Annotated in this window: 21 protein-coding genes; 8 read left to right on the top strand and 13 right to left on the bottom strand. The window is 36.5% G+C overall.

What is annotated here, in order from left to right; all coding sequences use genetic code 11:
- Together OMO38_RS18860 and OMO38_RS18855 are read right to left on the bottom strand one after the other, a co-directional pair.
- On the bottom strand, positions 1 to 337 hold a 337-nt coding region (locus OMO38_RS18860), incomplete at its 3' end, for a hypothetical protein (RefSeq protein ID WP_264751728.1).
- A gap of 19 nt (positions 338 to 356) precedes the next feature.
- The gene (locus tag OMO38_RS18855) at positions 357 to 869 is read right to left on the bottom strand and encodes a GNAT family N-acetyltransferase (RefSeq protein ID WP_264751727.1); all 513 of its coding nucleotides are present in this window, start codon (positions 867 to 869) and stop codon (positions 357 to 359) included.
- Between the two features lie 129 nt (positions 870 to 998).
- Here OMO38_RS18855 and OMO38_RS18850 point away from each other — a divergent pair, with 129 nt between their 5' ends.
- On the top strand, positions 999 to 3,146 hold the full coding sequence (locus tag OMO38_RS18850; protein WP_264751726.1) for an endonuclease MutS2: 2,148 nt from the start codon (positions 999 to 1,001) through the stop codon (positions 3,144 to 3,146).
- Between the two features lie 9 nt (positions 3,147 to 3,155).
- Positions 3,156 to 3,644 (top strand): YcxB family protein, encoded by a 489-nt coding sequence (locus tag OMO38_RS18845; RefSeq protein ID WP_264751725.1) that lies wholly within the window; start codon positions 3,156 to 3,158, stop codon positions 3,642 to 3,644.
- A 43-nt stretch (positions 3,645 to 3,687) separates the two neighbouring features.
- Here the strand turns inward: OMO38_RS18845 and OMO38_RS18840 are convergent, their stop codons facing one another.
- The 9 genes from OMO38_RS18840 to OMO38_RS18800 all read right to left on the bottom strand — a co-directional run bounded on the left by OMO38_RS18840 (position 3,688) and on the right by OMO38_RS18800 (position 18,112).
- Positions 3,688 to 4,773 (bottom strand): GEVED domain-containing protein, encoded by a 1,086-nt coding sequence (locus OMO38_RS18840; RefSeq protein WP_264751724.1) that lies wholly within the window; start codon positions 4,771 to 4,773, stop codon positions 3,688 to 3,690.
- A gap of 133 nt (positions 4,774 to 4,906) precedes the next feature.
- Positions 4,907 to 5,743: an SH3 domain-containing protein gene (locus OMO38_RS18835; RefSeq protein ID WP_264751723.1), complete on the bottom strand. Its 837-nt coding sequence runs from the start codon at positions 5,741 to 5,743 to the stop codon at positions 4,907 to 4,909.
- The gene (prmA, locus tag OMO38_RS18830; protein ID WP_264751722.1) at positions 5,740 to 6,585 is read right to left on the bottom strand and encodes a 50S ribosomal protein L11 methyltransferase; all 846 of its coding nucleotides are present in this window, start codon (positions 6,583 to 6,585) and stop codon (positions 5,740 to 5,742) included. Before prmA ends, OMO38_RS18835 begins: the two co-directional genes overlap by 4 nt.
- A 422-nt stretch (positions 6,586 to 7,007) precedes the next feature.
- Complete coding sequence (locus OMO38_RS18825) at positions 7,008 to 7,721, bottom strand: 3-ketoacyl-ACP reductase (protein ID WP_264751721.1); 714 nt, start codon at positions 7,719 to 7,721, stop codon at positions 7,008 to 7,010.
- A 161-nt stretch (positions 7,722 to 7,882) separates the two neighbouring features.
- Positions 7,883 to 9,469 (bottom strand): calcineurin-like phosphoesterase family protein, encoded by a 1,587-nt coding sequence (locus tag OMO38_RS18820; protein WP_264751720.1) that lies wholly within the window; start codon positions 9,467 to 9,469, stop codon positions 7,883 to 7,885.
- A 20-nt stretch (positions 9,470 to 9,489) separates the two neighbouring features.
- On the bottom strand, positions 9,490 to 10,941 hold the full coding sequence (locus tag OMO38_RS18815) for a SusD/RagB family nutrient-binding outer membrane lipoprotein (protein WP_264751719.1): 1,452 nt from the start codon (positions 10,939 to 10,941) through the stop codon (positions 9,490 to 9,492).
- Between the two features lie 13 nt (positions 10,942 to 10,954).
- Entirely contained in the window at positions 10,955 to 13,930 is a 2,976-nt protein-coding gene (locus OMO38_RS18810) for a SusC/RagA family TonB-linked outer membrane protein (RefSeq protein WP_264751718.1), read from the bottom strand.
- Between the two features lie 277 nt (positions 13,931 to 14,207).
- Positions 14,208 to 14,957, bottom strand: a complete 750-nt coding sequence (locus OMO38_RS18805) for a glycerophosphodiester phosphodiesterase (protein WP_264751717.1) — start codon at positions 14,955 to 14,957, stop codon at positions 14,208 to 14,210.
- 65 nt (positions 14,958 to 15,022) lie between these two features.
- Positions 15,023 to 18,112: a TonB-dependent receptor gene (locus tag OMO38_RS18800; protein WP_264751716.1), complete on the bottom strand. Its 3,090-nt coding sequence runs from the start codon at positions 18,110 to 18,112 to the stop codon at positions 15,023 to 15,025.
- A gap of 241 nt (positions 18,113 to 18,353) precedes the next feature.
- Here OMO38_RS18800 and ligA point away from each other — a divergent pair, with 241 nt between their 5' ends.
- Positions 18,354 to 20,357 (top strand): NAD-dependent DNA ligase LigA, encoded by a 2,004-nt coding sequence (gene ligA / locus OMO38_RS18795; protein ID WP_264751715.1) that lies wholly within the window; start codon positions 18,354 to 18,356, stop codon positions 20,355 to 20,357.
- 49 nt (positions 20,358 to 20,406) lie between these two features.
- Positions 20,407 to 22,890 carry a DUF7619 domain-containing protein gene (locus tag OMO38_RS18790; protein WP_264751714.1) on the top strand — a complete coding sequence of 828 codons (2,484 nt, stop codon included), beginning with the start codon at positions 20,407 to 20,409 and terminating at the stop codon, positions 22,888 to 22,890.
- A gap of 56 nt (positions 22,891 to 22,946) precedes the next feature.
- Here OMO38_RS18790 and OMO38_RS18785 read toward each other — a convergent pair whose 3' ends face one another.
- Both OMO38_RS18785 and OMO38_RS18780 read right to left on the bottom strand, forming a co-directional pair.
- Positions 22,947 to 23,600 (bottom strand): DUF1349 domain-containing protein, encoded by a 654-nt coding sequence (locus tag OMO38_RS18785; RefSeq protein ID WP_264751713.1) that lies wholly within the window; start codon positions 23,598 to 23,600, stop codon positions 22,947 to 22,949.
- A 16-nt stretch (positions 23,601 to 23,616) separates the two neighbouring features.
- Positions 23,617 to 24,177: a sugar O-acetyltransferase gene (locus OMO38_RS18780; protein WP_264751712.1), complete on the bottom strand. Its 561-nt coding sequence runs from the start codon at positions 24,175 to 24,177 to the stop codon at positions 23,617 to 23,619.
- Between the two features lie 78 nt (positions 24,178 to 24,255).
- Between OMO38_RS18780 and OMO38_RS18775 the strand changes: the two genes are divergently transcribed.
- The 4 genes from OMO38_RS18775 (at position 24,256) to OMO38_RS18760 (ending at position 26,957) form a co-directional block, all read left to right on the top strand.
- Positions 24,256 to 25,017 carry a response regulator transcription factor gene (locus OMO38_RS18775; protein WP_264751711.1) on the top strand — a complete coding sequence of 254 codons (762 nt, stop codon included), beginning with the start codon at positions 24,256 to 24,258 and terminating at the stop codon, positions 25,015 to 25,017.
- 217 nt (positions 25,018 to 25,234) lie between these two features.
- Positions 25,235 to 25,384 (top strand): T9SS type A sorting domain-containing protein, encoded by a 150-nt coding sequence (locus tag OMO38_RS18770; RefSeq protein ID WP_264751710.1) that lies wholly within the window; start codon positions 25,235 to 25,237, stop codon positions 25,382 to 25,384.
- 225 nt (positions 25,385 to 25,609) lie between these two features.
- Positions 25,610 to 26,254 (top strand): MgtC/SapB family protein, encoded by a 645-nt coding sequence (locus tag OMO38_RS18765; protein ID WP_264751709.1) that lies wholly within the window; start codon positions 25,610 to 25,612, stop codon positions 26,252 to 26,254.
- A gap of 121 nt (positions 26,255 to 26,375) precedes the next feature.
- Positions 26,376 to 26,957 (top strand): Crp/Fnr family transcriptional regulator, encoded by a 582-nt coding sequence (locus tag OMO38_RS18760; protein WP_264751708.1) that lies wholly within the window; start codon positions 26,376 to 26,378, stop codon positions 26,955 to 26,957.
- The last annotated feature ends 31 nt before the right edge of the window (positions 26,958 to 26,988 follow it).

Genomic DNA, 26,988 nt, shown 5'->3' with positions numbered 1-26,988 from the left:
TACTAAAATTATAATATAATGATAGGATATAAACTGTGGAGCTGCTAAAAATGAGACTTGCAAAAGCAGATTTCCAAAACAACTCATAACCTCCAATTGTATTTTCAAAATACCTGCCAAGTATCAAAATAATAAAAAGAGGTATTAGAAATATCCATTCAAAATTTTTAGTTTTTCTTTTATCTAATTTCTTAGAACTAAATTGTAGAATTAAATTTGATAAGTTATAAGATAACAAAACAAAAATTGGCAGTGAAATAAAGATAAATCCAAAGTCCTTTACTGAAAAAAAGAGAATAAGAATACTTATTAATATTGCGATAATATTTTTCGACATTTAAATTTGAATAATTTTATCAATTAACTTTTCTCTTCAAACTAAAAACCAAATTCTCCGGAAAGCCTTCATCAAATCTCCCCTCCTGCAAAACAAAATCATGTTTTACTAAAAGACCTTTAGAATTTTCGTTAAACTTATTCGTAAAAGCTAAAATCGTCTGCAAATTTAATTCATTAAAACCAAAGTTTAAAACCGCAGAAAGCGCTTCAGACATCACTGCTTTTCGGTGATGATCAGGCAGCAGTTCGTAACCGACCTCTGCTTCTGTACGGTCTTCAGAAAATCTGTAAAGACAAATCGTTCCTAAAAGATTCTGTTGGTTTTTATAAGTGATTCCCCAATAGAATGTTTCATTGTTCTGAGTTCGTTTTTTGATGGTTAAAATAAAATCAAGCGCATCATAATTGTTTTTTGGTGGAATTCTCTTTACATATTCATTAACAACGTCATTGCTTCGAATCTTTAAAATATCCTCGACATTGCTTTCATCAATTTCTTTTAAGATCAAACGGTCGGTTTCTATTCTCATATTTCAAATGTAACTAAATGATTTGAAATTTGAAGTTTGAGATTTGAGATTTATAACACATTTTCAAATTCTCAGATTAAACACATTTTCAAATTAAATTCTCATTTCCAAATTAATTATCTTTGCACTGTGTATATTAATAAAGCAGATTTAAACGAACTGGAGTTTCCGCAATTGCTCGCGGAAATTGCTCCTTTTGCCTATTCTCCGAAAACGAGAGAAAAAATTAATGAGCTTCTTCCGATGAAAATTGATGAAGCAGAAATTTCATTGAAAAAAACTTCAGAATACCTGTCGAGTTTTGAGAGCTCAAATGCGATCCCGTTTGATGAATATGAAGATATAGAGAGCGAACTGAAACTGATGCTGATCGAAAATTACCGTCTCGAAAACTCAGCTTTCATCAAAATAAAAACCCTCACAGAACAGATAGGAAAGCTTCAAAAGTTTTTCCCGACCATGCCTGATACTTTTCCAAAATTGATGCAGGATGCGGCTGCTTTGGAATATAAAAAAGAAATTATTGATAAAGTGGATAAGGTTTTCAACCGTTTTGGAGAAGTGAAAAGTGAAGCTTCCCCGATTCTGAAAACTCTGCGCGCAGAAATTCAGGTATCCAAAAAAGCGATCCAGGAAAATTTCAACAGAGTGCTGTTTAACTATAGTCAGAGTGATTTCTTAGACGATATCCGTGAAAGCATCATTGAAGATCAGAGGGTTTTAGCAGTAAAATCGGCGTATAAAAAAAGAGTTCCGGGAAGAGTTTTAGGACTTTCCAAAACAGGTTCTATCACTTTTATTCAGCCTGACAGTGTGGTGAAGCATTATTTTAAACTTCGCGAAGATCAGGAAGAAGAAAAAAAGGAAATTGACAAAATTCTTAGACAGCTTACTGCGGAACTGGCGGTTTTTCAGCCACAACTTTGGAGATATCAGGTGTATATTTTTGATTTAGATCTGACAAGAGCTAAAGCTAAATTTGGTGAACTGGTAAACGGAATTTTACCTAAAATCAACCGTCATAAAACTTTAAAGCTGAGAGATGCTTTTCATCCTCTACTTTGGCTGAGAAATAAAGCAGAAAATAAAACCATTTTCCCACAGACCTTAAGTTTAACGGAACATAACAGAATCATCTGTATTTCCGGGCCTAATGCTGGTGGAAAATCAATTACTCTGAAAACCGTTGGATTGCTTCAACTGATGATCCAGAGCGGAATTTTGGTTCCTGCACATCCAAAATCAGAAATGTTTTTCTTTGATAAAATCATGACCGATATTGGCGATAATCAGTCGATTGAAAACCATCTTTCGACCTACTCATCCAGATTGAAGAAAATGGGTGGCATCATCCGTGAGTCTAACCCTAATACCCTTTTGCTGATCGATGAATTCGGAACCGGATCTGATCCTGAATTGGGTGGCGCTTTAGCAGAAAGTTTCTTAGAATTCTTTTACGATAAAAAAAGTTTCGCGATTATCACAACGCATTATACCAACATCAAATTGGTAGTAGAACAGCTTCCAAACGCTATCAATGCTGCGATGCTTTTTGATGAAGAAACTTTGGAGCCAATGTATAAACTGGAAGTCGGACAGGCAGGAAGTTCATTCACCTTCGAAGTGGCGGAGAAGAATAAAATCCCAAGATTCATCATTCATTCTGCAAAGAAAAAAGTGGAACATGACATCGTTAATTTAGATAAAACCATCGTCAAGCTTCAGCAGGAAAAATACGAAGTTGAAAAACTAAAAACTGATCTTGCTGAAAGAAAAGGTTCTGTAGAAGACAAACGCGATAATCTTCAGAAACTGAACGAACAGCTTCAGCAAAAGCTTTTTAACTTCCAGAAACTTTACGAAGATGAACACAGAAAGCTCCAGTTCGGAAATAAAATTGAGGCATTTATCGACGGCTACATTCAAGGAAGATCCAGAAAAGATGTGGTAAAAGATTTCGTGAAAATTCTTGAACAGGAAAAATTCAGAAAAATCGGTGCCGATAAAGACGAAACCAAGCGTTTGCAGGTCGTGAAAAGAAAAATCACGCAGCAGCTGAAAAAAGAGGAAGTCATCGAAAAAATAAGCGAAACCAACGAAAAAATCGAGGAAAAACGTAAAACGGACCGAGCGTTGTGGATGAAAATCGGTCAGCGTGTAAGAATTACCGGAAGTACAAGTGTTGGAACGATTGAGACTATTTCCAAGAATAAAGTAACTGTAAATTATGGAAGTTTTAAAACCGTGATCAGTGCAGATGAGTTAGAGAGGATTTAAAATGTAATAATGATTATTAAAACTCACATTTCATTTAAGGATTTTTTAAAATTCAATATTAAAAATTCACTGTCACGAATTATTATATTTTCTTTAATCCTGTTACTATTCTGTTGTCTGAATCTGTACAATGCTGAAAATGCGATGCAGGAAAGCTTTAAAACTGCTACTGTTTGGCTTGCTGTCATCATTATTTTTATATTTGTCCGCACGTACTTCCGGTTGAAAAATGCTTTTTTTTCTAACAAGAAGATTCAGGAACAGATCACCTATATTTTTAGCAATGACAAAGTTGAGGCAAAGGGTGAGACTTTCGAAACAGATTTCACCTGGAACACTGTTTTTAAAGTAAAAGAACTGAAAGACTGGTTTTTGATTTACCAAAGTGCCCGAACGATGAATATGATCGCGAAAGAAAATATGGATAAAGATCAAATTATTGAATTCAGAAAAATGGTTACTGATAACGGAGTAAAATCTAAATTGAGAAAAGATTAATTATAAAAAAAGAGAGTGTTTTATCATCACTCTCTTTTTCATTTTATTTTTTGATAAACTTCAATCTGGTGAAATCTTCTCTGTTTTTTAACTGAATAAAGTAAACACCTTTATCCAAATGACGAACATAAAGAGATTGATTTTTTGTTTTCCCCTGACTTATCACTTGCCCGACAGCACTGTACAATTCAAATTCTACATCAGAATAAATTCCTGAAATATGTAAAATATCTGAAACCGGATTTGGATAAATATTAATTTCTCTGTGTTTATCGGCTTCACTGACTGCAAGATTCGGAGCTGTTGAAAAATACACTCCATAATCTTCTACTTCGCCATAGCCAAAATTTCCACATCCGTTGGGAACAAAAGTATTTGAAAAGATAACCCGCATTGTAACTGCACAATTGATAGTTCCACCTGTTGCCGCTGAAACAGGAACATTAAATGAACTTGTTATCAGATTACCGGAACTGGATGTCGTACTTACAGTCAACTCAGAAGATTCAAAAATACCATTTGCATTATAATCGATCCAGACGTTCACGTAAGCAGCAGAGGGACTAACAGGGCCGCTTTTTGTAAGGGAAAACACATTATTTACAGATCCATAAACCAAATCCACTCTTCTGGTAGGATCAGGTCGGTAATCGGTATAATTAGAAGTTCCGGAACTGCTAACCATTGGAGAAAATCCGGACGTAGGGCTTGGAGTAACGGTTACATTTGAAATATGCATTATTGCTGAATCTGTAGACGCAGAGTTGCAGCTGTCTACAGACAGTGTCGTGAAGAAGAATGATCCTGAGTTATCTGTTGGATTATTTAATGAATCTATAACCTGAATCTCGTAAGTTTTGCAGGACATTAATCCCGCCAATGTGTAGTAAGGTAAGGTCAAACTTACGGAAACCCAAGCACTCGCTCCTACAACTCTCCATCTTAAGATATATTGATTAGAAGAAATGGAGTTCCAGGTAACGTGGACTGTCGATGTGTTTATATTTGAAATAACGACATTGGTAGGAACTGTTAACAACTTTTCTAAAGGGCTATTACACAGATTTTTACCCTGATACAATGAAATTCCGGATAAGATAAGTAATAAAAGAAGTAGTTTTTTTGTCATATTTAATAATTTTGAGTTGATTTATTAAAATTATAACAAAATATTGAAATTTTTCTCAATAAAATTAAAAATATCTTTCATTGGTGATAAAAGAAAAACCACTGCAAATCTACAGTGGTTTTTATACGAGTTATTATTTCAGCTTATAAGAGCTTCCATTCCAAAGATAGGTTTTAGACGATCGTTTGGTTTTTTCTCTTTCATTCTCGTCCTTTTCCATTTCTTCTGTTTTCAGAATAAAAGCATTTGGAATTCCTCCTTTGTCATTCGGAAAAATAAATTCTTCGCTGTGGTGATAGATATCTGCATCTCCGACGTTCATCAATTGTGGGAGTGCAATCAGTTTTTTATTGGTGAAGAGAACATATTGATCATACCCTGCAATTCCGCAGGCTTCACCCGACACCGTAGCTTTAAGAGTAAAATCTACATTTTTAAGTTGATGATTACTCTCGATTGTGAAGGTTCCGAAATTCAAACTTTCTCCCAATCCGGTTTCAAAATTGGCTTCATCCACCAGTTGATTTCCTTTCAAAACTTTCACAGATGCATAGTTTTGCTGATATGAACCGTCACCGTCCGGATTTTTTTTGCTCAGCGTTTTCGTCAGACCAAACAAAAAGTCATACCCATTTTTATTTCTGTACCCTACTGAAAGATTAGCACCCCAAATATACCCTTCTACAGTTTGATTGTTTTTCTGATATGAAATTTTATACCAGTGTGCAGCCCTTTCACCTAACTGCAGTAAAGATTCTTCTTTTTTAATAATTAAAACCTGCTGGTTCGACGGTAAAGAATCCAGTATTTTGGAATTTACTGTGGGTTGCTGTCTTACTCTGGTGAAATCTGTGAAAATCTTCTGTGTTTTGTTTTCTTCAAAATTAAAAACACCGTTTGCATAGATTTCTTCCTGTGCAGAAAACAGTTGAAAAGCAAACAGAAATACAGTGATTAAAAAAGATTTCATAATCTGTAATTTAGTTTTTTTTCCAGGAGTAAACTCACCCATTCTTCACGCTGCAATTTCTTTTTAAGCTCCAAATTATTCTCTCTGCAAACTTCCAGAATATCATCCACATCAAAGAAACATAAGCCAGAAAGCAGTAATTTTCCGCCATCATTCAAAACAGTAACGTAAGTTGGAATATCTGAGATAAGAATATTTCTATTGATATTCGCTAAAATAATATCAAAATTCTCATGTCCTAAATTGTCTGCAGTTCCCAGTTCGATATCCAGTTCTACGTTGTTTCTTACAGCGTTTTCTTTTGAATTTTCTACTGACCATTCATCGATATCAATTGCTTTGGTTTCTCCTGCACCAATTTGTTTTGCATAAATTGCCAAAACTGAAGTTCCGCAGCCCATGTCCAAAACTTTTTTCCCTGAGAAATCAATATCCATCATTTGCTGGATCATCAGGTGTGTGGTTGGGTGATGTCCCGTTCCGAAGGACATCTTAGGCTGAATGATGATTTCGTGCATTCCTTCTACAGACTCGTGGAATTCTGCGCGAATTAAAACTTTATCGTCGATATTGATGGGTTCAAAATTCTTTTCCCACTCTTCGTTCCAGTTGATATTGGGCATTTCGGTGAATGTATATTCAATTTTCACCTCTTCATTTTGTAAAAGCGGTAAGGCTTTCAATTCTTCTTCTTTGAAAAGATCTTTCTGAATATATCCTAAAATACCGTGAATTTCTTCTGTAAAACTGTCGAAACCGATTTCTATAAGTTCGGCCATTAATATATCGCTCCAGGGCTGAAGCGGAGAAATTTTGAAATCGAATTCTAAATAATTTTGCATGTGAATAATTTGTTGCAAAAATAGATAATTTAAAAATTGAAAGATTTAGAAAATGAAAAATGTTAGCAGGAAGCTTCCTATTTTTTCTTCGAACTGTAGTACTCGTTCTTTTGAAAGATTATTTTTATATCTTATCTAAGTATCCTTTTTTTACATAAAAGTATTGGATCAGTTTCAGGACTTGAGAATTTTGTCAAATTTTTAGATGAAATTAGTTTATGTGTGATACTTTTAAGTTTCGGCTAAAGCCAATAAGTATTGCATTAAAAAAGCGGGCTAAAGCCCGCTCCTATTGATTTATTGATGTTAACAACAACTATAAGTTGCTTTTTAAACTAAAAACTATTTCTTTATTTCACAAAAATCCATTGTTTCAGGGAAAAGGAATTTTAGTTATGTACCGTTGCTAACTAACTTCTTTTTTATGGATTTGTTGAGAAAATAGATCCGTTGGCAATCAATGCACGTCTGTTCATTTTCAAAATATCTCTTACCCATTCTGCGAAGTCTTCGGGCTGAAGAACTTTATCAGGATTTCCATCTGTTAAACCTCCTTCAATCGACATATCTGATGCAATTGTACTTGGCGTCAATGTCACTACTCTGATATTCTGTTTTCTCCATTCAGCCATCATTGACTGCGATAGTGAAACAACCGCTGCTTTTGATGCTGCGTATGCTGACATATTCGGACCGCCTTTCAGACCTGCCGTTGAAGCTACGTTAATAATATCGCCCTCACCTCTTTCTTTAAGATAAGGATAGACAGCTTTTGCTGCGTAATACACTCCGAAAAGATTGGTTTTAATCACCTGCTCCCAAACTTCAGAAGACATTTCTTCGATCGAACCGAAATCTCCAATTCCGGCATTATTGATTAGAATATCTACACCGCCCAATTGCTCTACAATAGATTCAATTCCGGCTTTTACGTGAATTTCATTATCTATACTGAAAACTGCATATGCTGAATTGACTCCCAATTTCTTGATTTCATCCACAGTCATTTTAAGATTTTCTTCGTTTCTACCGGTAATTCCGACGTTTACTCCTTCGCTGGCAAGGATTAAAGCAACTGCTTTTCCAAGACCTCTGCCACCACCTGTTACTATGGCGATTTTTCCGTTTAGATTCATTGTTTAAATTTTGATAGTGCAAATTTACGAAACCATTTTTTTAAACAGGTGTTTATGATTTTGATTTATTAAAAATGAATCATTAGGAAATTCTATATCAAAACAAAACCAGCTTACGAATAAGCCGGTTTCTGAAAGTAATATATAAAAAATTGAAATTATTAAGGAATCAGGACTCGGTCCTTCACCTCAAAATCTTCTGAAGAAGTGAACTGATTTCCGTACATATCGTAAGCTCTTACTTCAACTTTATGTTTACCGAGAGCTAATTTATTTCCAAATCCTCCCACCCAGATGTGTCTTGAAAACTCAGGGTTTGAAGGTCTTCTTCCAGGGAAAAGCTCCTGCGTTGTATCCCATTTAAATACTGACTGTGCAAAATTCGGATCGATGGTCTCATTATACTCCATAGTTTCCCATGCTCCGTTATCGATTCTGTATTCCACTTTATCTTTTTTGCTCCCTATAAAGAAGTTCGCGACAACTTTCGCCGACGTTTTTGATGGAAAAGGAATTACTTTCGGCACATACAATTTAATCTGATAATCTTCCGGCTTGCCGGCAGTTTTATACTTCACTTTATACTGATTATCAGTAAAACTGATAAAAGAATACCCTTTTGCGGTACCGTCTCTCATCGTGGAAGTCGGTAACCCTATTTCATCCGAAGTTCCTGACCACCAGTCTCCGCAAGTAGTTCCTACATTGTATTCATGTAATTCTTTTGCGCCATTCCAGCCCTGCGGTTTTCCGTAAAATATCTGCTGCTGAATATGCGTGTGTGCCGACAGCATCAAAGCATTTTGAAAAGGTGCGAGCGCATCAAATAATTTCTGACGGTCTGTGTTTCTGAAATTGTCTTCGTTGTTGTGATCCAATGGAATGTGGAAAGAAACTACAATCAGTTTATTTTTATCTACAAGTTTTAAATCATTTTGAATAAACTGAATCTGATCATCACGGAATCCGCCCCAATAGCCTTTTCCATCTCTTGGATCTGGATATAAAATATCGTCTAAAACCATGAAGTGAACGTTTCCGTAATTAAAAGAATAATTGGCCGGACCGAAGTTCGATTCGAAAGTTTCATCTGAAACCAGATCTTCTTTTGCTTCGTAGTTCATATCATGATTTCCCATCACATTATACCATGGCAGCCCGATTTCTCTCATCACATCGGCGTAAGGTTTCTGAAGGCTTAAATTATCACCCACCAAATCTCCTAAACTGATTCCGAAAACAGCATTTTTCTTGTTGCCCTTAACTTCGTTGACAATTGATCTTTTGAAATAATCTAATTCTTTTTCTGTGTAAGGCTGCGGATCTCCGAAAACGAGGATGTCAAAATTTTTGCTTTCCTCCTGCTTCTGCAGTGCGAAATTTACTTCTTTGGCAAGTGCTCCCGTTGGCGCAACTCCTTTATACTTAAAATCGGTCGGCGAACCTTTCGGTTTGTACTGATAATAATACTGTGGAAGATTGTTTGAGTTTAAAGCCAGTTTATATCCTGAAGGCTTAATCACAAAAACCGTCTGATCTTCCTGAATCGGCAAACTGTATTTCCCGTTTTTATCTGTTATAACGACCTGAGTTCCGTTAGAAACCGCTACATTTTCTACACCCTTTTCTTTATTTTCTTTCTTCTGATTTTTGTTGCTGTCTTCAAAAACATATCCTGAAACTGATGTCTGAGAAAATGCCATTGCTGAGATCAACAGGCACGGAATTGCTAATCTTATTTTTTTCATTTTTTATTTACTTAAATTAATTATTGATTCCACCAGTTGATGACGTTGATATCATCTCCACCAATCGACTGAACTGCCGCCTGATAATTTGTTGTATTAAGAATTTTGGTTTGAACAGGATACATAAGTCTTTGTGGTAATTTTCCATTGTTTAGCAAACCTCCGTTATTGGGGAGCACCGGGAAACCTGTTCTTCTTTTTTCGTACCACTGTTGCTGATCTACAAAGAAAAGAGCAACATATTTCTGCAGCATAATTCTTTCTAAAGTTCCATTATAAGCAACATTCGGATTAGTAAAGTAATTAGCAGGAACCACACCGCCCCACTGTTCTACTGCTGCTTTTACTCCATTTTCGTAGAAAGTCTGGGCGTTTCCTGAAATAATTCCCTTCTGAGCAAATTCCGCGAGACTCAACTGAAGTTCTGCATAGGGATAAATAAGAATTTTCAATGGCGCTTTTGCCAGATTTTGATTCATATTGGAAGGCTGGTAAGTAAATGCCGTTCCCGGAATATATCCCGCAGGAGCACCTTTATAACCAAGGTTTGCCTGAGAAACGATGTCTTTAGCCTGAGAGAAGAAAGTAGCCAGCCTCGGGTCGTTATTATTTTTCAATGTCTGCACAAAAAAATCTGCAGCAGCTCTGCCTGTCGTAAAATCCTGCGGTCTTGCAATTGGTGACAAAAGTGGCGCAACTCCTGAAATATCTAAACCTGCAGTATCTGCATTGCTCGTCATCAAAGGATATAAAGTCGGATTGTTGACAATCTCCTGAATTTTTCCGTAAACATCAATCTCCCCGTTTTTCTTCATAATTCTACCTAATAATCTCAGAGATAATGAATTACAGAATTTTTTCCACTTTACAATTCCAGCTGTGGATGTACTTGCGCCAAAGAATAAATCTGGATCCGATATCGTTTCTGTAGTTACAAAAAGAGAATTTGCGGTTTTTAAATCTTCAAGAAGTTTAATGTAAATGTCTTTCTGTTTATCAAATTTTGGCTGTGTAATGCCATCTTCAACGCGTGAAGCCTCAGTGAAAGGAACGTCACCAAAAGTATCAGTAAGATTTGCAAACATCCACGCATTCATTACCAACGCAATTGCCTGATAGTTCTTATCATCCTGCTTTGTTGCGAAGTCGTACATTTCTTTGTTTTGCTTCAGCCATTTATAGGAAGCGTTCCAATAAGAGTTTCCTGAAGTTTCTGTAATATAGTATCTGCTGATTGTATTCCCTTCGTTAGGAAAGTCGATGGCAACCTGCATAATGTCAAAAGTGAAATTATTGGCTCTCGTATATGCATTTGCCGCCATGTTATACTGAATTGGCATCAGAAGACTTCCTGCAGTTGGCGTATTGATTTTGCTGGTATCTGTATTTATTTCTTCGAAAGATCTGTCACAAGAAGTAAGCATTGCGGCTGCTAAAATAGCTGTGCAGAATTTTGAAACTTTATTTTTCATAATTTTTCTTTTTTTAAAATTTAGCATTCAGTTGTATACCAATTGTTCTTGCGGTTGGTAATTGACCGACTTCAACGCCCGGTGTAATAGAAGAATCGTTCAGAGTTGCAGCTTCAGGATCGAAGAGTGGAAAGTTTTTAGTCCACATTAAAAGATTTCTACCATAGAGAGATAGGCTTAGATTAGACATTTTAAGATTTCTCACAATATCCTGTGGAAAATCGTAGGTAATTGTCGCTTCTCTCAATTTAATAAAGCTGGCGTCGAAACTGTTGGTTTCTATATTGGCTCTTCTGTAATAATCTCCGTAATAAGTGTGAAGTGCGACTGCTTTGGTATTGGCAGAAAAACTTCCATCTGCATTTTGAATAACACCTGCGCCCACGATTGTTCCATTCGGGTTATCCCGGCCTGCCAAAGTGTGCTCCAGCTTTCCTTGTTCAGACATTTTGTGGTGAGACTGAGAATATACCATTCCACCGTACTGACCATCAAGACTGAAAGAGAAAGAAACGTTTTTGTATTTAAATGTATTTTGCAAACCTCCTCTCCATTTTGCATAGGCGTTGCCTACATATTCTATCTTAGTTGATTTCGCTGTCAGTCCATCAGAACCATAAATTACCTGCCCATCCGGAGATCTTTGTAGTTTTGCGCCATACATATCACCCAGAGATCCGCCGACCACAGCATTAAAGAAAACGACACCTCCTACTGAAGACATGGTGTACGGTTCCCCGTTAAATTCACCTGGTAAAGAAAGAATTTTGTTTCTGTTCATCGACCAGTTGGCATTGACGTTCCACGAGAAATTCTGAGTTTTAACAGGATATGCTCCCAAAGTCATTTCTATCCCTCTGTTTCTGATTTCGCCTGCATTGATAATTCTGTTTGAATATCCTGTTTCAATCAATGTTGGAACAGTAATAATCTGATTTTTTGTATTACTTTCATATATTGTAACACCATAAGTCAATCTATTCTTAAGGAAACTAAAATCCATACCTGCCTCGATATTGGTATTCATTTCAGGTTTTAGATTAGGATTGAAATAAATTGAGGCAACCTCTGCAGAGTTATTAAAGTCGCTTGTATTGTAAGTCTGCAGGAGGTTGTAAGGATCGGTATCACTTCCCACCATCGACCATGAAGCTCTTAATTTCCAGAAATTAAAATTATTTGACTTTAAATTAAAAATATCTGAAAGAATAAGTGATGTTGCAGCTGAAGGATAGAAATATGACCTGTCAGCCTTTGGCAGCGCACTGCTCCAGTCATTTCTGGCTGTAAGATCTAAAAACCAGACATTATCGTAGTTTAAAGATGCTAAACCGTACAAACTGTTCATTTCTTTATCTCTGGGCTGAGGAACTCTGGTAAGCAAAGAAATACCGTTGGTAAGTTCATATAGTCCTGGAATTTTCAATCCGGTTGCACGGTAATCATTTAAGGTGTATTCATTGTATCTAAGGTTTCCACCTGCGGAAGCATTAAAGCCAAATTTGCCGAAATTGTTTTTATAACTGAATAAGATATCTGTATTGAATTCGGAATTATTGATATGCTGCTCTCTGTAATATCCCTGAAGATAATTGGCAGAGCTATAAGGTCTTTTCGTCGTTCTTTCTTCATCGGTAATTTCAAGCCCTGAACGCAACATGACATCAAAATTTTTGGTAAACTTATAAGTAGCCGTTACGTTTCCGGTAATAAATTTCTTATTGACACCATTAAGCATTTCATAAGCAATTAAGTAAGGATTGTCAATAAAAGAACTGAATGGATGGATTTGGTCAATTTGATTTTGCCCATTCTTCCAAATTGGTTTATACCAATTTAGATCAACATTGGGATTCTGAAAAATCATAAAGTAAGAAATCGACTGATTATTGTAGCCCGTTGCCGGAAGATTGTCGCTTTCTGTGCTGTTGTATGCAAATTTAGTTACAATGTGAAGTTTATCATTGGCATGATGATCAATTGACAAAGCTCCGTTAAATCTGTCGAAACCAGTGTTTGGCATCATCCAGTTATTCTTTGTATAATTCAGTGATGCTCTGAAAGCTGTTTTTTCGGTAGAACTTTCGATTGACAAATTATTAGCGTACGTAGTTCCAACTTCCCAAAAGTCTTTGATATTATTTCTGTAAGGTTTCCATTCTTGTTTTTGCAGACTCTGCCCTTCTACTGTAGGATCATATTGAAAAAATGACTGTCCGTTAAACTTCGGTCCAAAGGCACTACTTGTAGAGCCTGTATTGACACCATCCGGCGAAGCTCCATACGAGTAGTAATATTGTCCTGCCGTATTTTTCTGTAATGTGCCCTGCCCGTATTCATATTGATAATCTGGCCAGTGCAAAACTGAATCAAAACTTGTATTCGAATTAAAAGTTACCGATACTTTTCCATTCTTAGATTTTCCTGATTTTGTAGTAATCATAATAGCTCCATGCATACCTCGCGAACCGTATAGCGCTCCTGCCGTAGCACCTTTCAAAACCGTAACGGATTCTATATCATCAGGATTAATGCTGTTGAAATTATTCCCGAAATCCACCGGCAGATCACCACCTGTTCCAGCACCGTATGCTGCATTACCTGTTCCTGTATTGGTTCCACCCAAAGGAACACCGTCTACAACAATCAAAGCTTGATTATTGTCCATATTCATCGATGCGCTTCCACGTAATGTGATTTTTGCAGATCCAAGAGGTCCCGCACCTGCAGTCTGAATTTTTAAACCTGCAACTTTACCTTCCAACGCCTGCGCCCAGTTGTTGTTTTGGGTTTTTGTAAATTCTTCTCCATTCACCTTTTCAGCTACATAACCTAAAGATTTATCCTGTCTTTTAATCCCGAGGGCTGTAACAACAACCTCTTCAATATTCTTCACCGTATCTTTCTTTACCTGTTGCTGAGCCGCCATATTGACGCTTACCAACCCTAAAACGGATAACAGAAGTAATTTTTGAGTCTCCTTACGCATGTCTAATTTTTGTTTGTGCAAAATTAGAACGACTTTATGACGATGCTTTTAACATGAATTTAACATATTTTAAACAATTATTGAACGTGATGTGAATCATGTGTGAACAGAAATTTTAAAACCCTATCAAACACTCATTTAGAGACATTATCAAAGCTTAATGCAATACATAGTAACCGAAATATGTATTTTTAATCCCTTTTATTCTCAGACACTATCAGATACAAAATATGCCCTACAGAATCTGTAAGGCATAGTAATTTTAAAAATTCGGAATCTATTTTAAGTCTTTAAAATCTGCAGGTGTATTGGTAGTGACAAATCCGATTCCCTGATCTTTCAGTTTGTTAAAAATTGCAATATCATTAACCGTCCAGGAATTTGTAATTAATCCCAGTGCATTTGCTTCAGCAATCCAGGTTGGATTTTTTTCGAAAATGCTGTAGTGGTAATCTATACCGTCTAACCCTTCGTCTTTGATCTGTTGCGGCGACAGTTCTCCTCTCAGATACTGAACTTTAAATGAAGGCTCCAGTTTTTTAATCTCTTTACAGATATTTAAGCTGAAAGAAATAAACTCACTTTGAGATTCCAGCTTCAGGTCTTTGATCATTTTTATCGTTTTTGCCGTCAACTCATCTTCTTTTTCTTTTGTTTTGTCAGGCTTGATCTCTACAATCAGTTTCAGAGATTGATCTTTTTTTCCTTTCTTCAGATAATCTTTCAGAGTAGGAAACTGTTCTCCGTTTGAAAGTTTCACCTTTTTAAGTTCTTTAAAATCTGTTTCTGAGATTTCCATCTTTGCATGATGCTCATCATGATTTACCACCAAAACTCCGTCTTTGGTCATTCTTACGTCAAACTCAGCCCCGTAAATTTTCAGATTCTGAGCATTTTCTAACGATTTCAGTGAATTCTCTGTTGTAGGAGGATTGGTCTGAAAATATCCTCTGTGAGCGATAATTTGGGTTTGTGCATTCATAATTCCTGCGCTTAAAACGGCTAACCCTAAGATAAAATTTTTCATAATATAAAGTAGAAATTAAATGTAAAAGCCCCGGGAGACTTTTACATAAAGATAATATTAAATTTTTAGAATGTATATTTGGCTCCTAACTGAATCTGGTAAGGATTTCCTGATAATGGCTCCAGACCGCTTGTATTCAGACTATATTTAAATTGCTTGGTTACCGGATCGAAACCATTAATTCTATACAGCGCTGTATTTCCGTACGATTTGTTTACACCCCATTCTTTATTCAGCATATTGGCTACATTGAAGATATCTACTGAAAGCTCAAACCCGCCAATCTTTTCAAATTTAATTTTTTTGGCAATACGAAGATCCCAAACACCAAAGAAACCATTCTTACCGCCATTCCTTTCTGCAATCTGGTTGTTGTAGTCTGTGATATAGTTTTTCAACGCGTCACCCACTTCCGGATTATCAAGTAATGTTTGAGTAAGATTCGGGAAAACATAAGCAAGATCATTCGTATCTACGAAATCCCCATTGATGTTTCCTCCAGAAGTTACAGAGAAACGCGTTCCTCCAATACCTGAATATCTGATTCCTAAAGTAAATCCTGCAATGGTTGGAGAGTTTCCGTAGACCACTACTTTATTTCTGAACTGATTATCAGAATAAGACATTCTCAAATCCCGCGGATCACTTTGTACCAAAGTAGACAAAGTTGCCGAGTTGGCTACGTTACCATTATACGAAGTATTGTCTTTAATATCTGACCATGTGTAGCTCACCGTAATTTCACCATCTCTCCAGTAACGGTAGCTTGTGTCAGCTACAAATGAAAACTGGTTGACTTTACCGTCACTCACAAGTTCCAGTACACGGCCGAAGTTTTGATTGATTCTTCCGTCCTTCCAGTTCATGGTTCCATTTGCCGTATTGATCGTGTTTAAAGGAACATAAACTCCTCTTCCACCCTCATTACCCAAAGTGAAAAAAGGATTGGCAACCATGTTTCTGTCGTAATAGAAATAATTATTTCTTCCTAAAGCCATATATCCTGCGATTCCTGCTCTGAATCTCTCGTTGAAGAAGTGCGTATAGGAGATATTTGCTTTATAAACAATAGGAATTTTCGCATCACTTCCGGTATAGTTGATCGTTGGAAGCTGATACTGTGGCAGCGAAGGAACTGTAGAATAATCTGCTCTGTATCCCGGGAAATTCGGGGTAAGACCAATTTGTGTAGGATTAACATCTACCGTTGCAAAATGATTTCCGTCAAACACTAAATTATTGATCACCATATAATTATTAATATCTGATGAGAAAATTCCGGCTCCGAATTTTAAGAAATCTTTATTTCCTTCATTGATATTCCAGTCAAACTGGAATCTCGGCTGAATGATAAAAGATTTTATTTTGTTGTCGGTTCTTATTCCCATTTCATCAAACAATTTCTGGTTGAATCCTGCTTTCGGATAGCCTCCGTAATCAAATCTTACTCCTGCCATTAAATCTAAACCTTTTGCGATTTTAGTTTGCATCTGTCCGTACAGCCCAAGATTATAAATATTCGATTTCACAGATGTATCCTCTACCAAAGGCACCTCTCTGTAAAATCTGTAAGGCGTAAGATTATTAAAATTATCAATTCCTAAAAACTGAAATCTACCGTTTACCTCGCTTCCGTAGACAGATTTTGAACGGGTATACATCAGGTCGACACCGAAGGTATATTTTATTTTATCAGTATTGTAGTAGACGTTATCTACAAGCTGGAAAACATTATTTTTGAATCCTTCCTGGGCAAAACGATGTCCTCCCATTTGAATATTTGTGGTTAAATTCGTTCCGTCAATCGTAGAAGCTACACGTTCTACAATAGCTCTAGGAACCGTTCTGCCCAACTCACTATTTTGGTAACTGTCCTGAAAAGTGTATAGATATTGAGCTTTTAATTCATTGGTTAAATTAGGCTTTAGATTTGATCTCAAAGTCATCAAAAGGCTGTTATCTAAGTTTTTATCGTTTGCGTACGATTCGAAGAAATTGATTGCGGTGTTATCCTGAAGTCCGTTTTTATTAAAATCATACGTGAAATTATTTCTAAGAGTCAAAAGATTTTTCTCATTGATCTGCCAATCTAAGCGCAAAAATCCTGCATCAGAATTTCTGACTCTGTCAAATGATCCGAACTGCTGTGTATTTCCAACACCATATTTTGCTCTTGCGATATTGAGTACCTGATTCAGTGATTCATTGGTTACCCCAAGTCTCAACGCATCAGCATTGCTCTGAATATCTGCAATCAACAGTGGTTTTGATTCTATCTGATGATCCCAGGCTGCAAAAAAATGAAGCTTATTTTTGATAATCGGACCGCCCAAAGAAACCCCAAACTGAGATGTTGAGAAGTCATTCACTCGCTCATTCCCTCTGATATCGTATTTACTCGACAGCCATCCTGTTCTTAAATATTCCCATGCACTTCCGGTAAACTTATTTGTTCCCGATTTTGTTACTGCGCTTACCGTTCCACCGCCACTTCTTCCCAAAGTAACATCATATTGGTTGGTTGTAATTTTAAATTCACGCACGGCCTCGATAGAAATTGAATACGGAGCACCACTTCGGCTTGTGGTAGAACCTGCAGAAGTAGGGTTTTTTGCAGTCATCCCATCTATCGTAAAGTTGGTTGAAGATCCCAGCTGACCCGATAAATTTCCGCCTTTACCACTTAGAGGCGATAATTCGGTGAGATTGGTAAAATTTCTTCCGTTTACAGGTAAGATTCCGATATTTTTTGCAGTTATTGCTGTGGCTGCGCCCAAATTTCCAATCTTGTTTTTTAGATTTCCGACAAGCACAACTTCTTCAATTGTTTTTTCACCGGAATTCTCCAGACTCATATTTACCGTAACCTGATCACCAAAATTGACATTATAACCTTCTTTTTTCTCATCATTTACAATCACTGTATAAGGTCCGCCCAACGGAATTTCCTTAAAAATATACTCCCCTTGAGAATTAGTCTCCGTTTCTGTTCTAAAACCGGTAGATTCATTTACAATTGTTACTTTAATTTTATTTTGCCCTACGTTTCCTGCGCCATTTACTTTCCCGGTGATAGAAGCCTGAGTGGTCTGAGCATAAGCCATCGTACCCATTCCTAAAAATAATAATCCTAATACAATCTTTACTCTTTTCATTTTTTTAAATTAGATGCGCAAAGGTATCCTGACTTTGTCATCCCTTTGTTTAAGGGACTTTTAACATTTTTTTAATTAAACTGCAACCTAATATTAACGCATCGTCAACAGACATTTTATAAAGTGAAATATCAGTGAGTTAAGCTGTATTAAGCTATTTTAATATTCTCATATCATTTAATTATTTTATTTTTTTAATTTGAAATTACTTTGGTTATTTTTGCGTTTAAATAAATTTCCGATGTCCGAAAACATTCAGCAAAAGATAGATCAGCTCCGTAAAGAACTCAATCAGCATAACGAAAACTATTATCTGATGGATGAACCGAGCATTTCTGACCTTGAATTTGATTTATTACTAAAAGAACTTCAGGATCTGGAAGCCAAACATCCGGAATTTCATGATGACAACTCTCCGACTGTCCGCGTTGGTGGCGGTATAACCAAGATTTTCCCGACCATTCAGCATCAGTTCAGAATGTATTCTCTGGATAATTCTTACGATTATGACGACTTGGCAGACTGGGAGAAACGTATCATTAAAACCATTGATGAACCGGTAGAATTTGTAGCTGAATTAAAATATGACGGTGCTTCGATTTCTATTTTGTATGAAAACGGAAAGCTGGTTCAGGCAGTGACGCGTGGTGACGGTTTTCAGGGAGACGAAATTACTTCGAACGTGAAAACCATTTCAGATATCCCGGTAAAACTGACCGGAGATTTTCCTGCGCGCTTTTTTATGCGTGGAGAAATTTATTTGACAAGAAAAAACTTCGATAAAATCAATAAACAGCGTGAAGAAGAAGGCCTTGACCTTTTTATGAACCCAAGAAATACAGCAAGCGGAAGTCTGAAAATGCAGGACAGCGGTGAAGTGAGAAAACGAAGATTGTCATCAGTTTTGTACCAGTTTGTTTCGCAGGAAATTCCGGCGGAAACCCATTGGGAACTGCTTCATCAAGCTCACGACTGGGGGTTTACAATTTCAGAACAGGCAAAACTCTGCAAAAATTTAGATGAAATAAAAGAATTCATCAACTTCTGGGATACGGAAAGGCATAATCTGCCTTTTGAGATTGACGGAATTGTCTTGAAAGTTAATTCATTAAAACAGCAGAGACAGCTCGGTTACACAGCAAAATCTCCACGTTGGGCGATGGCCTATAAATTTAAAGCTGAAAAAGTAGAAACCGAACTTGAAAAAGTAACGTACCAAGTCGGAAGAACCGGTGCTATAACGCCTGTTGCGAATCTGAAACCTGTTTTATTAGCGGGAACGACCGTTAAGCGCGCATCTCTTCACAATGAAGATATTATTAAAAAACTCGGTCTGCACGAGCACGATTTCGTTTACGTGGAAAAAGGTGGTGAGATTATTCCCAAAATTGTCGGCGTTAACGAGGAGAAAAGAACTTCTGACAGCAAAGAAATCGAGTACATCAAAAACTGTCCGGAATGCGGAACTGAACTGATAAAATTGGAAGATCAGGCGATTCATTTTTGCCCGAATGATTTACACTGTCCTCCTCAGGTAGTCGGAAGAATGATTCATTATGTTTCGCGAAAGGCATTGAATATTGATAATCTGGGAAGTGAAACCATCGAACAGCTTTATAATGCCCGATTAATTGAAAATCCTGCAGATTTTTATGCTTTAACGAAAGAACAGATTCTTCCCCTGGAAAGAATGGCAGAAAAATCGGCTCAGAATATTATCGACGGTATTGAAAAATCGAAAGAAATTGCTTTTGAAAAAGTATTGTTCGGAATAGGCATTAAACACGTTGGGGAAACAGTTGCCAAGAAATTGGTGAAGAACTTTAACACGATTGACGATTTAAAAAAAGCGACTGCCGAAGAACTCTGTCAGGTGGAAGATATCGGGATGAAAATCGCGGTGAGCATCGTTGATTTCTTTAATAATCCTGAAAATATTTTAATGCTCGAAAGATTAAAATCCTACGGTGTTCAGCTGGAAAAAGGAGAAAATACCAATGAAGTTTTATCGAATGCTTTGGAAGGAAAAACGTTTTTGTTTACCGGAAAATTATCGCTGTTCACAAGAGAATCTGCGGAAGAAATGGTAGAAAAACACGGCGGAAAAAACATTTCTGCGGTTTCTAAAAATCTGAATTATCTGGTAGTTGGAGAAAAAGCAGGGAGCAAATTGAAAAAAGCACAGGATATTGGGACAATTGAGATTTTGGACGAACAGGAGTTTTTGGATTTGATTGCAAAATAGCACTTTTGTTAAAATTAATTCATATATTTGGTAGTATAAACCAATTATCATGAAAAATATCTACTTATTAGCAACATTGCTATTTTGCTCCTATTTTAATTCCCAAATTGTCAATATTCCGGATGCTAACTTCAAAACCTTGCTTTTATCTGCAAGTGCGACGAATCACATTGCTCAATCAACAGCCAATCCTAATGTCTGGGTAAGCATTGACACCAATAATGACGGAGAGATCCAGCAGTCTGAAGCGGCGGCGATTGGAAACCTTGAGTTATTTAACGTTTATCAGACTTTCCCTCTACTCTATTCAAATATACAGTCCCTCGAAGGGATCAAAGCGTTTTCAAATGCAACAAATATAGCGTTGGGAAACTTTTATCAGCTTACTACTCTGGACGTCAGCAATTTGACCAATCTCAAATCTCTGTTTGTATATCAGGGGCAAAATTTAGCAAATGTAAATGTAAACGGCTGTACTGCTATCACAAATTTACATGTAGAACACGCAAAACTTACAAGTCTGAATACAGATTCACTACCACTATTAAGAATTTTATACTGTAATAACAATTTAATTCAAAGTTTAAATCTTTCAAATAATAATCAGCTTCAGGTAATAGTCGCCAATTCCAACGCTCTCACCTCCCTGAATGTCAGCAACCTTGCAAGTCTAATCAGTATCAATGTTACTTCTAATAATCTTTCGTCATTAAATCTGAGTAATTTGCCTAATATAGAAAATGTGACATGCGCGGCAAATGTACTTACTAGCCTCAATCTCTCCAACACCCCTAAACTGAAAATGCTTCAGGCAAATTTTAATAATTTAACATCGATCAACCTTCAAAGTCCCCTGTTCAATTATTTAAACATGACAAATAATCAACTGACAAACATTGATCTCTCCAGTTCACCTCTCTTGACCACGCTCAATCTGAGTAATAATCAACTGACGAGTCTCGACGTCAGACAAAATACATTATTAGGTTCTTTCACAGTTCATAATAATAATTTACAGTCATTATTTATTAAAAACGGAAAGCCAAACAGTGTGCTTTTTTCAAATAATCCAAATATCAGCTACATCTGTTGCGACGACTCCGACATCAGCTTAGTTACCAATATGCTTAATTTGTACGGATATAATAATGTAACATTAAACACTTACTGCTCGTTCACGCCGGGCGGAACTTCCTATACCATCCAGGGAAATACAAAATATGACAGCAATAATAACGGATGTGATGTCAATGATTTAAATAAATCTTTTCAAAAATTTACAATTACCAGTGGAACAGCGTCCGGAAACGTAATTGCCAATGCTTCCGGAAATTACTCAATTCCTGTAAACGCAGGATCTCATACCATGACACCGGTATTGGAAAACCCGGGCTATTTCAACATATCACCCGCAAGTTTCACTGCAAATTTTCCTATGCAGACAAGTCCGCTTACACAAAATTTCTGCTTATCTGCCAACGGAGTTCACAATGATCTTGAAGTGGTTACCATTCCGATAGGAGCCGCAGTGCCAGGCTTTAATGTAAAATACAAGGTGATCTATAAAAACAAAGGAACAGCTACACAATCAGGGACACTGGCATACAGTTTTGATGACAATTTAATGAACTTCCTAAGTTCTACACTTACCCCAAATTCTTCATCTACAGGAACTTTAAACTGGAATTTCGCCAATCTTCTTCCATTTGAAACGAGAGAAATCACTTTAACATTTACCTTAAATACACCGATACAGACTCCACCTTTAGTTGGAGGAAATATTTTAAATTATACAACACAAATTAGTGGTCTTTCTGATGAAACTCCTATAGACAATACATTTACGCTAAACCAAACTGTTGTTAATTCTTTTGATCCGAATGACAAAACATGTCTGGAGGGAGCTACCATCACTCAGGCAAACGTTGGTGATTACGTTCATTATTTAATCAGATTTGAGAATACCGGAACAGCAAATGCACAAAATATTGTAGTAAAAGACGTGATCGATACATCAAAATTTGATATTAATACTTTACAAGCTTTGCATGGTAGTCACAGCTTTGTAACGAGAATTACAAACCCAAATACTGTGGAATTCATTTTTGAAAACATTCAATTGCCTTTTGCTAATGCCATTAATGACGGTTATATAGCTTTTAAAATCAAAACAAAATCTACTTTGACGCTCGGAGAAAGCTTCAGTAATACTGCAAATATCTATTTTGATTATAACCATCCAATTATTACCAATACATACACAACCACGGTACAGAATGTTTTGGGAACTGCAGAAAACATAAAAGATAAAGTAGAAATCGGCATCTATCCGAATCCTGTGAATGATATTCTTTACTTTAGATCTAAAGAGAAAATCGTAAAAGCTGAAATTTACGACGGTGCCGGCAGAATTTTGAATTCTGTAAGTGTAAACGGTAATTCAATAAATGTTTCAGAACTTCCTAAAGGAAATTACCTGATTAAATTTTCTACTAAAAATCAATCTGTAACCCAGAAATTTATTAAAAATTAAATTTATCCAACTTAAAAAAAAACTCTCAGATTAGATGTCCGAGAGTTTTTTTATTTCTAATTCTGATTTTTCTTCAGCCATTCCAAACGACGCTGATCCGGAAGATGTTTGACAGAAAAATTTTCGAAAGTAGCCTTGAAGCCGTTTCCATCCGGACTTGCCGCCATAAATCCGACCTGTACAGGTCTGTTGTCCTGTAAATAGGCATTTCTCATCATCACATATTCTTTGTCGTCGAAGGAGTAGAAAATCTCGACCGCATCGAGTCTTCGTACTGCTTTTATCCAGACAAAAGGTGGCGTTTTTTCTAAAACGATAACGCTCCAGTCGCTGGTTTTGTGCGTTACGACGGTGCTGAGATTGAATTTCCCGTCCACGAATTCTACGCCGGCTTTGATGTAATTTTGTTCGTCGATTCTCAGCATCAGTCCCATTTGGTCGAAGCGGGCTTTGTAATCGCCGGTAATTTTGACTTTGGTTTCGAATTCTCCGCCGTAGGTTGAGTAATAAAATGGTGCATCATCAACGGTAAAACCGTAGTGCGAAATACGCCAGTAGTCACTTTGTGGCGTGACGTTCATGATCAGTTTTTTGTCTTTGATTTCCCACTGAGAAGGCTCGTTGAACCACGTCATTTTTTCAAGAGATTGGGCATTTAGTCCTGATAACAAATTCAGAAATATGATGGAGGACAGTATTATTTTTTTCATTTTAATCTAGATTGATTTATAGTTCGCGAATGACTTTGCACGGATTTCCGACCGCTAAAACATTGGCGGGAATATCTTTTGTCACCACGCTTCCCGCTCCTATCACTGTATTATCACCAATCGTGACGCCCGGAAGAATGCTGCAGCCTGCGCCAATCCAGACATTGTTTCCAACCGTGATTGGATATGCGTATTCCAAAGCTTTGTTGCGCTGCTCGACGTCGAATGGATGACCGGCTGTGTAGAATCCGCAGTTGGGTGCAATCATCACGTTGTCCCCGAAAGTGACTTTTGCACAGTCAAGAATCACGACGTTGATGTTGGTGTAGAAGTTTTCACCAATCTCGATATTGTAGCCATAATCGCAGTAGAAGGGTTGCTCGATATGGAACATTTTTCCGGTTTTGCCGAAGAGTTTTTTTATTAAGGCTTTTCTTTCTTTAAGCTTGGAAGGCTGAAGGTGATTGTATTCAAAACAGAGGTCTTTGGCGATATTTCTTTCTTTGATGAGATGTTTGTCTGACGCGTCATAGATTTCTCCGCTCAGCATTTTTTCTTTTTCGTTCAGATTATTCATTGTATTTTTACGTTGATAATGGGCAAATTTACAAGCTTAAAAATTGCAAACCAATACTGATAAATAACCATTTCTTTAATGAAGACCATCCAATCCGACCTTAACGAAAAACTCCTCCAACAAGAATTCTCTTCTATTTTAGAAAACGAAAATCTACAGCTTAAAAAATGTCAGGAAATTGCACAGAATTTTGTGGATTTAGAAAATGGAATTGCAGTTCTCAGTGACCTTCAGAATAATAGAAGTTATGTTTATTCAGGGAAGTTGGCGGATGCGTTGGACATTTTTCAGGAAGAAAGTACGCAGGAAATTGAGAGCATCTGGGAGGAAGAACTTTTTGCGAAATTAAATGCTGAAGATGTTTTGCAGAAGCATTTGCTGGAGCTTCAGTTTTTTCAGTTTATTAAAACCATTCCGTTTGAAGAGCACAAAGATTATTGTGTGGTGAGCAGATTGAGGATTGCTGACAATCCCAATCAGAAGGCGCTTTTGCATAAGATGTTTTACTTTACAAACTCCACTGATAAAAATGTGGAACTGGCGCTTTGCCTTTATCATTTTGATTTTCTGAATTCGTCTCTTCACCACGGGATGATTATCAATACAGCTAACAGTGCTGTTATTCATCAGACAGAAGATGGAAACAGGGGATTTCTCTCTGTTCGTGAAAAAGAAATTTTAAAAATGATTCAGGATGGAAAAAGAAGTAAAGAAATTGCCGAACTGCTTTTCATCAGCATTAATACCGTCAACCGGCACAGACAGAATATTTTGGAAAAACTGAGAGTCGGAAATATGACAGAGGCGTGTGTTATGGCAGCAAAGTTAAAATGGATTTAGGTCCGTGAAAATAGTATGTATTCTAATTCACCATTATTCGATTGCAGAATTGACTATAAGCCAAACTTCTGGCAGGGTAATACAATGAATAATATTGCGCAGGATATAACTTCAATAATATAAAAATTGATACCAATTTCCACTCGGCAGTACTTTCAGCAATACTGCCAGTATTTATTTTGATTACAATCTGATTATTACCAACACGATTACAACTATGGTTCAGAATGTAGCGGGAACGTCTGAAATCAATAATAACAATACAGAATTCAGTATTTACCCAAATCCTGTAAAAGATATTTTAAATATCAAATCTAAAGAAGAATTTACAAAAGCTGAAATTTTTGATTCTTTAGGAAGAATTTGAAATTCTACATATGTAAAAGAAAATTCCCTTAATGTTTCTCAGCTTTCTAAAGGAAACAATATCATCAGATTGTCTAAGAAAAACAGATCGATAGCTCAGATATTCATTAAAAATTAATTATTTTAAAATAGGGAAATCAAGACTTTTTTTTGGGCAGTCTTTTTATTTCAGCCTTAGTAACACTATTTAAAAAAGAATATTGTAATTTTAAGTAAATCAAATATAATGGATTTTCTAAAAGACCATTCTGTACAGAACGAGCTGCTGCTTATTTTCATCTCTGTTATTCTCGGCCTTTTCATCGGGGCTGAAAGAGAATACAGAAACAAATCTGCAGGCTTACGAACATTCATTCTCGTGTGTTTCGGCTCGTGTCTTTTCACTATTCTTTCCATTAAAATTGGAGTAAAAGATCCCGACCGTCTGGCAGCAAATATTATTACAGGAATCGGTTTTTTAGGCGCCGGCGTAATTTTTAAAGGTGATAATAAAATTGATGGAATTACTACAGCAACTACAATTTGGGCAACTGCATCCATCGGGATGGCCGTGGGCTCAGGATATGTTTATTTATCATTGCTGGGAACCTTTTTGGTGCTTCTCATTCTGAGCTCCCTCACCTATTTGCAGAATTTTATCGACAACAATCACAAAATCAGAGAATATAAAATTGTACTCAATAATTTTGAAGATGTGAAATATTTTGAAAGTGAATTAGAAAAGTATCATCTAAAATTTTTTGTGGTGAGACAGAAATTCAGTCAGGAAAATATCACAACTACATGGATCCTGACGGGAAAGCACACCAATCATAATCTGTTTATTCAGCAGCTTCGCAATGATGAAAGAGTTTTTGCCTACGAATTCTAAAAAGGTAAATATTAATATAATTTTCTGAAATTTAACCTCTAATTCCATTAAGCTAGATTTAAAAACATCGAAAGAACATTGATAATCAGACGTAATTCTTTAAATTTGCATCCATATTTTTATGGAGAATTTATTGCATTTTTACATAACCAAACTCGGAATTTCTATTGAAGACGCTCAACGCCTGACGGTAAAATTTGAGAAGATAGCAATTCGTAAAAAAGAAATTATTTTAAACTGCGGAGAAACAGAAAACTACCTGTATTTTATTGCTGAAGGCATAATTCGGTTTTTCATACACAAAACCCATCCCACAGAACCATCCAAAGAGGTTACATTTTCTTTTATTGCCAAAAATATGTTTTACAGCGCCTACGATTCTTTCATTACAAGAAATCCTTGCGAGTACAATGTTCAGGCATTACAGAACACTGTGGTTTACAGAATTCATCACAGCGATGTTCAGGATCTGTACGAAAACACAAAATTTGGAAACTACATCGGCCGGATTTCAGCAGAGCAGCTTTATTTAAAAAAGGCGCAAAGGGAAATCTCCCTCGTATCGCACAATGCCGAAGAAAGGTATTTGAATTTACTGAAATCTTATCCGGAGTACATTCTGCAGATTCCTTTAAAATATATTGCATCCTATCTGGGGATTACTCCACAGGCACTGAGCCGTATCCGAAAGCAGATTTCTTAACCTAGATTCATTTTTTGACATTAGAATATTA

Origin of the sequence: Chryseobacterium kimseyorum (assembly GCF_025971945.1) — a bacterium.
Taxonomy (GTDB): Bacteria; Bacteroidota; Bacteroidia; order Flavobacteriales; family Weeksellaceae; genus Chryseobacterium; species Chryseobacterium kimseyorum.
The sequence above is the reverse complement of the archived record's forward strand: the minus strand, read 5'-3'. Positions and strand labels throughout refer to the sequence as shown.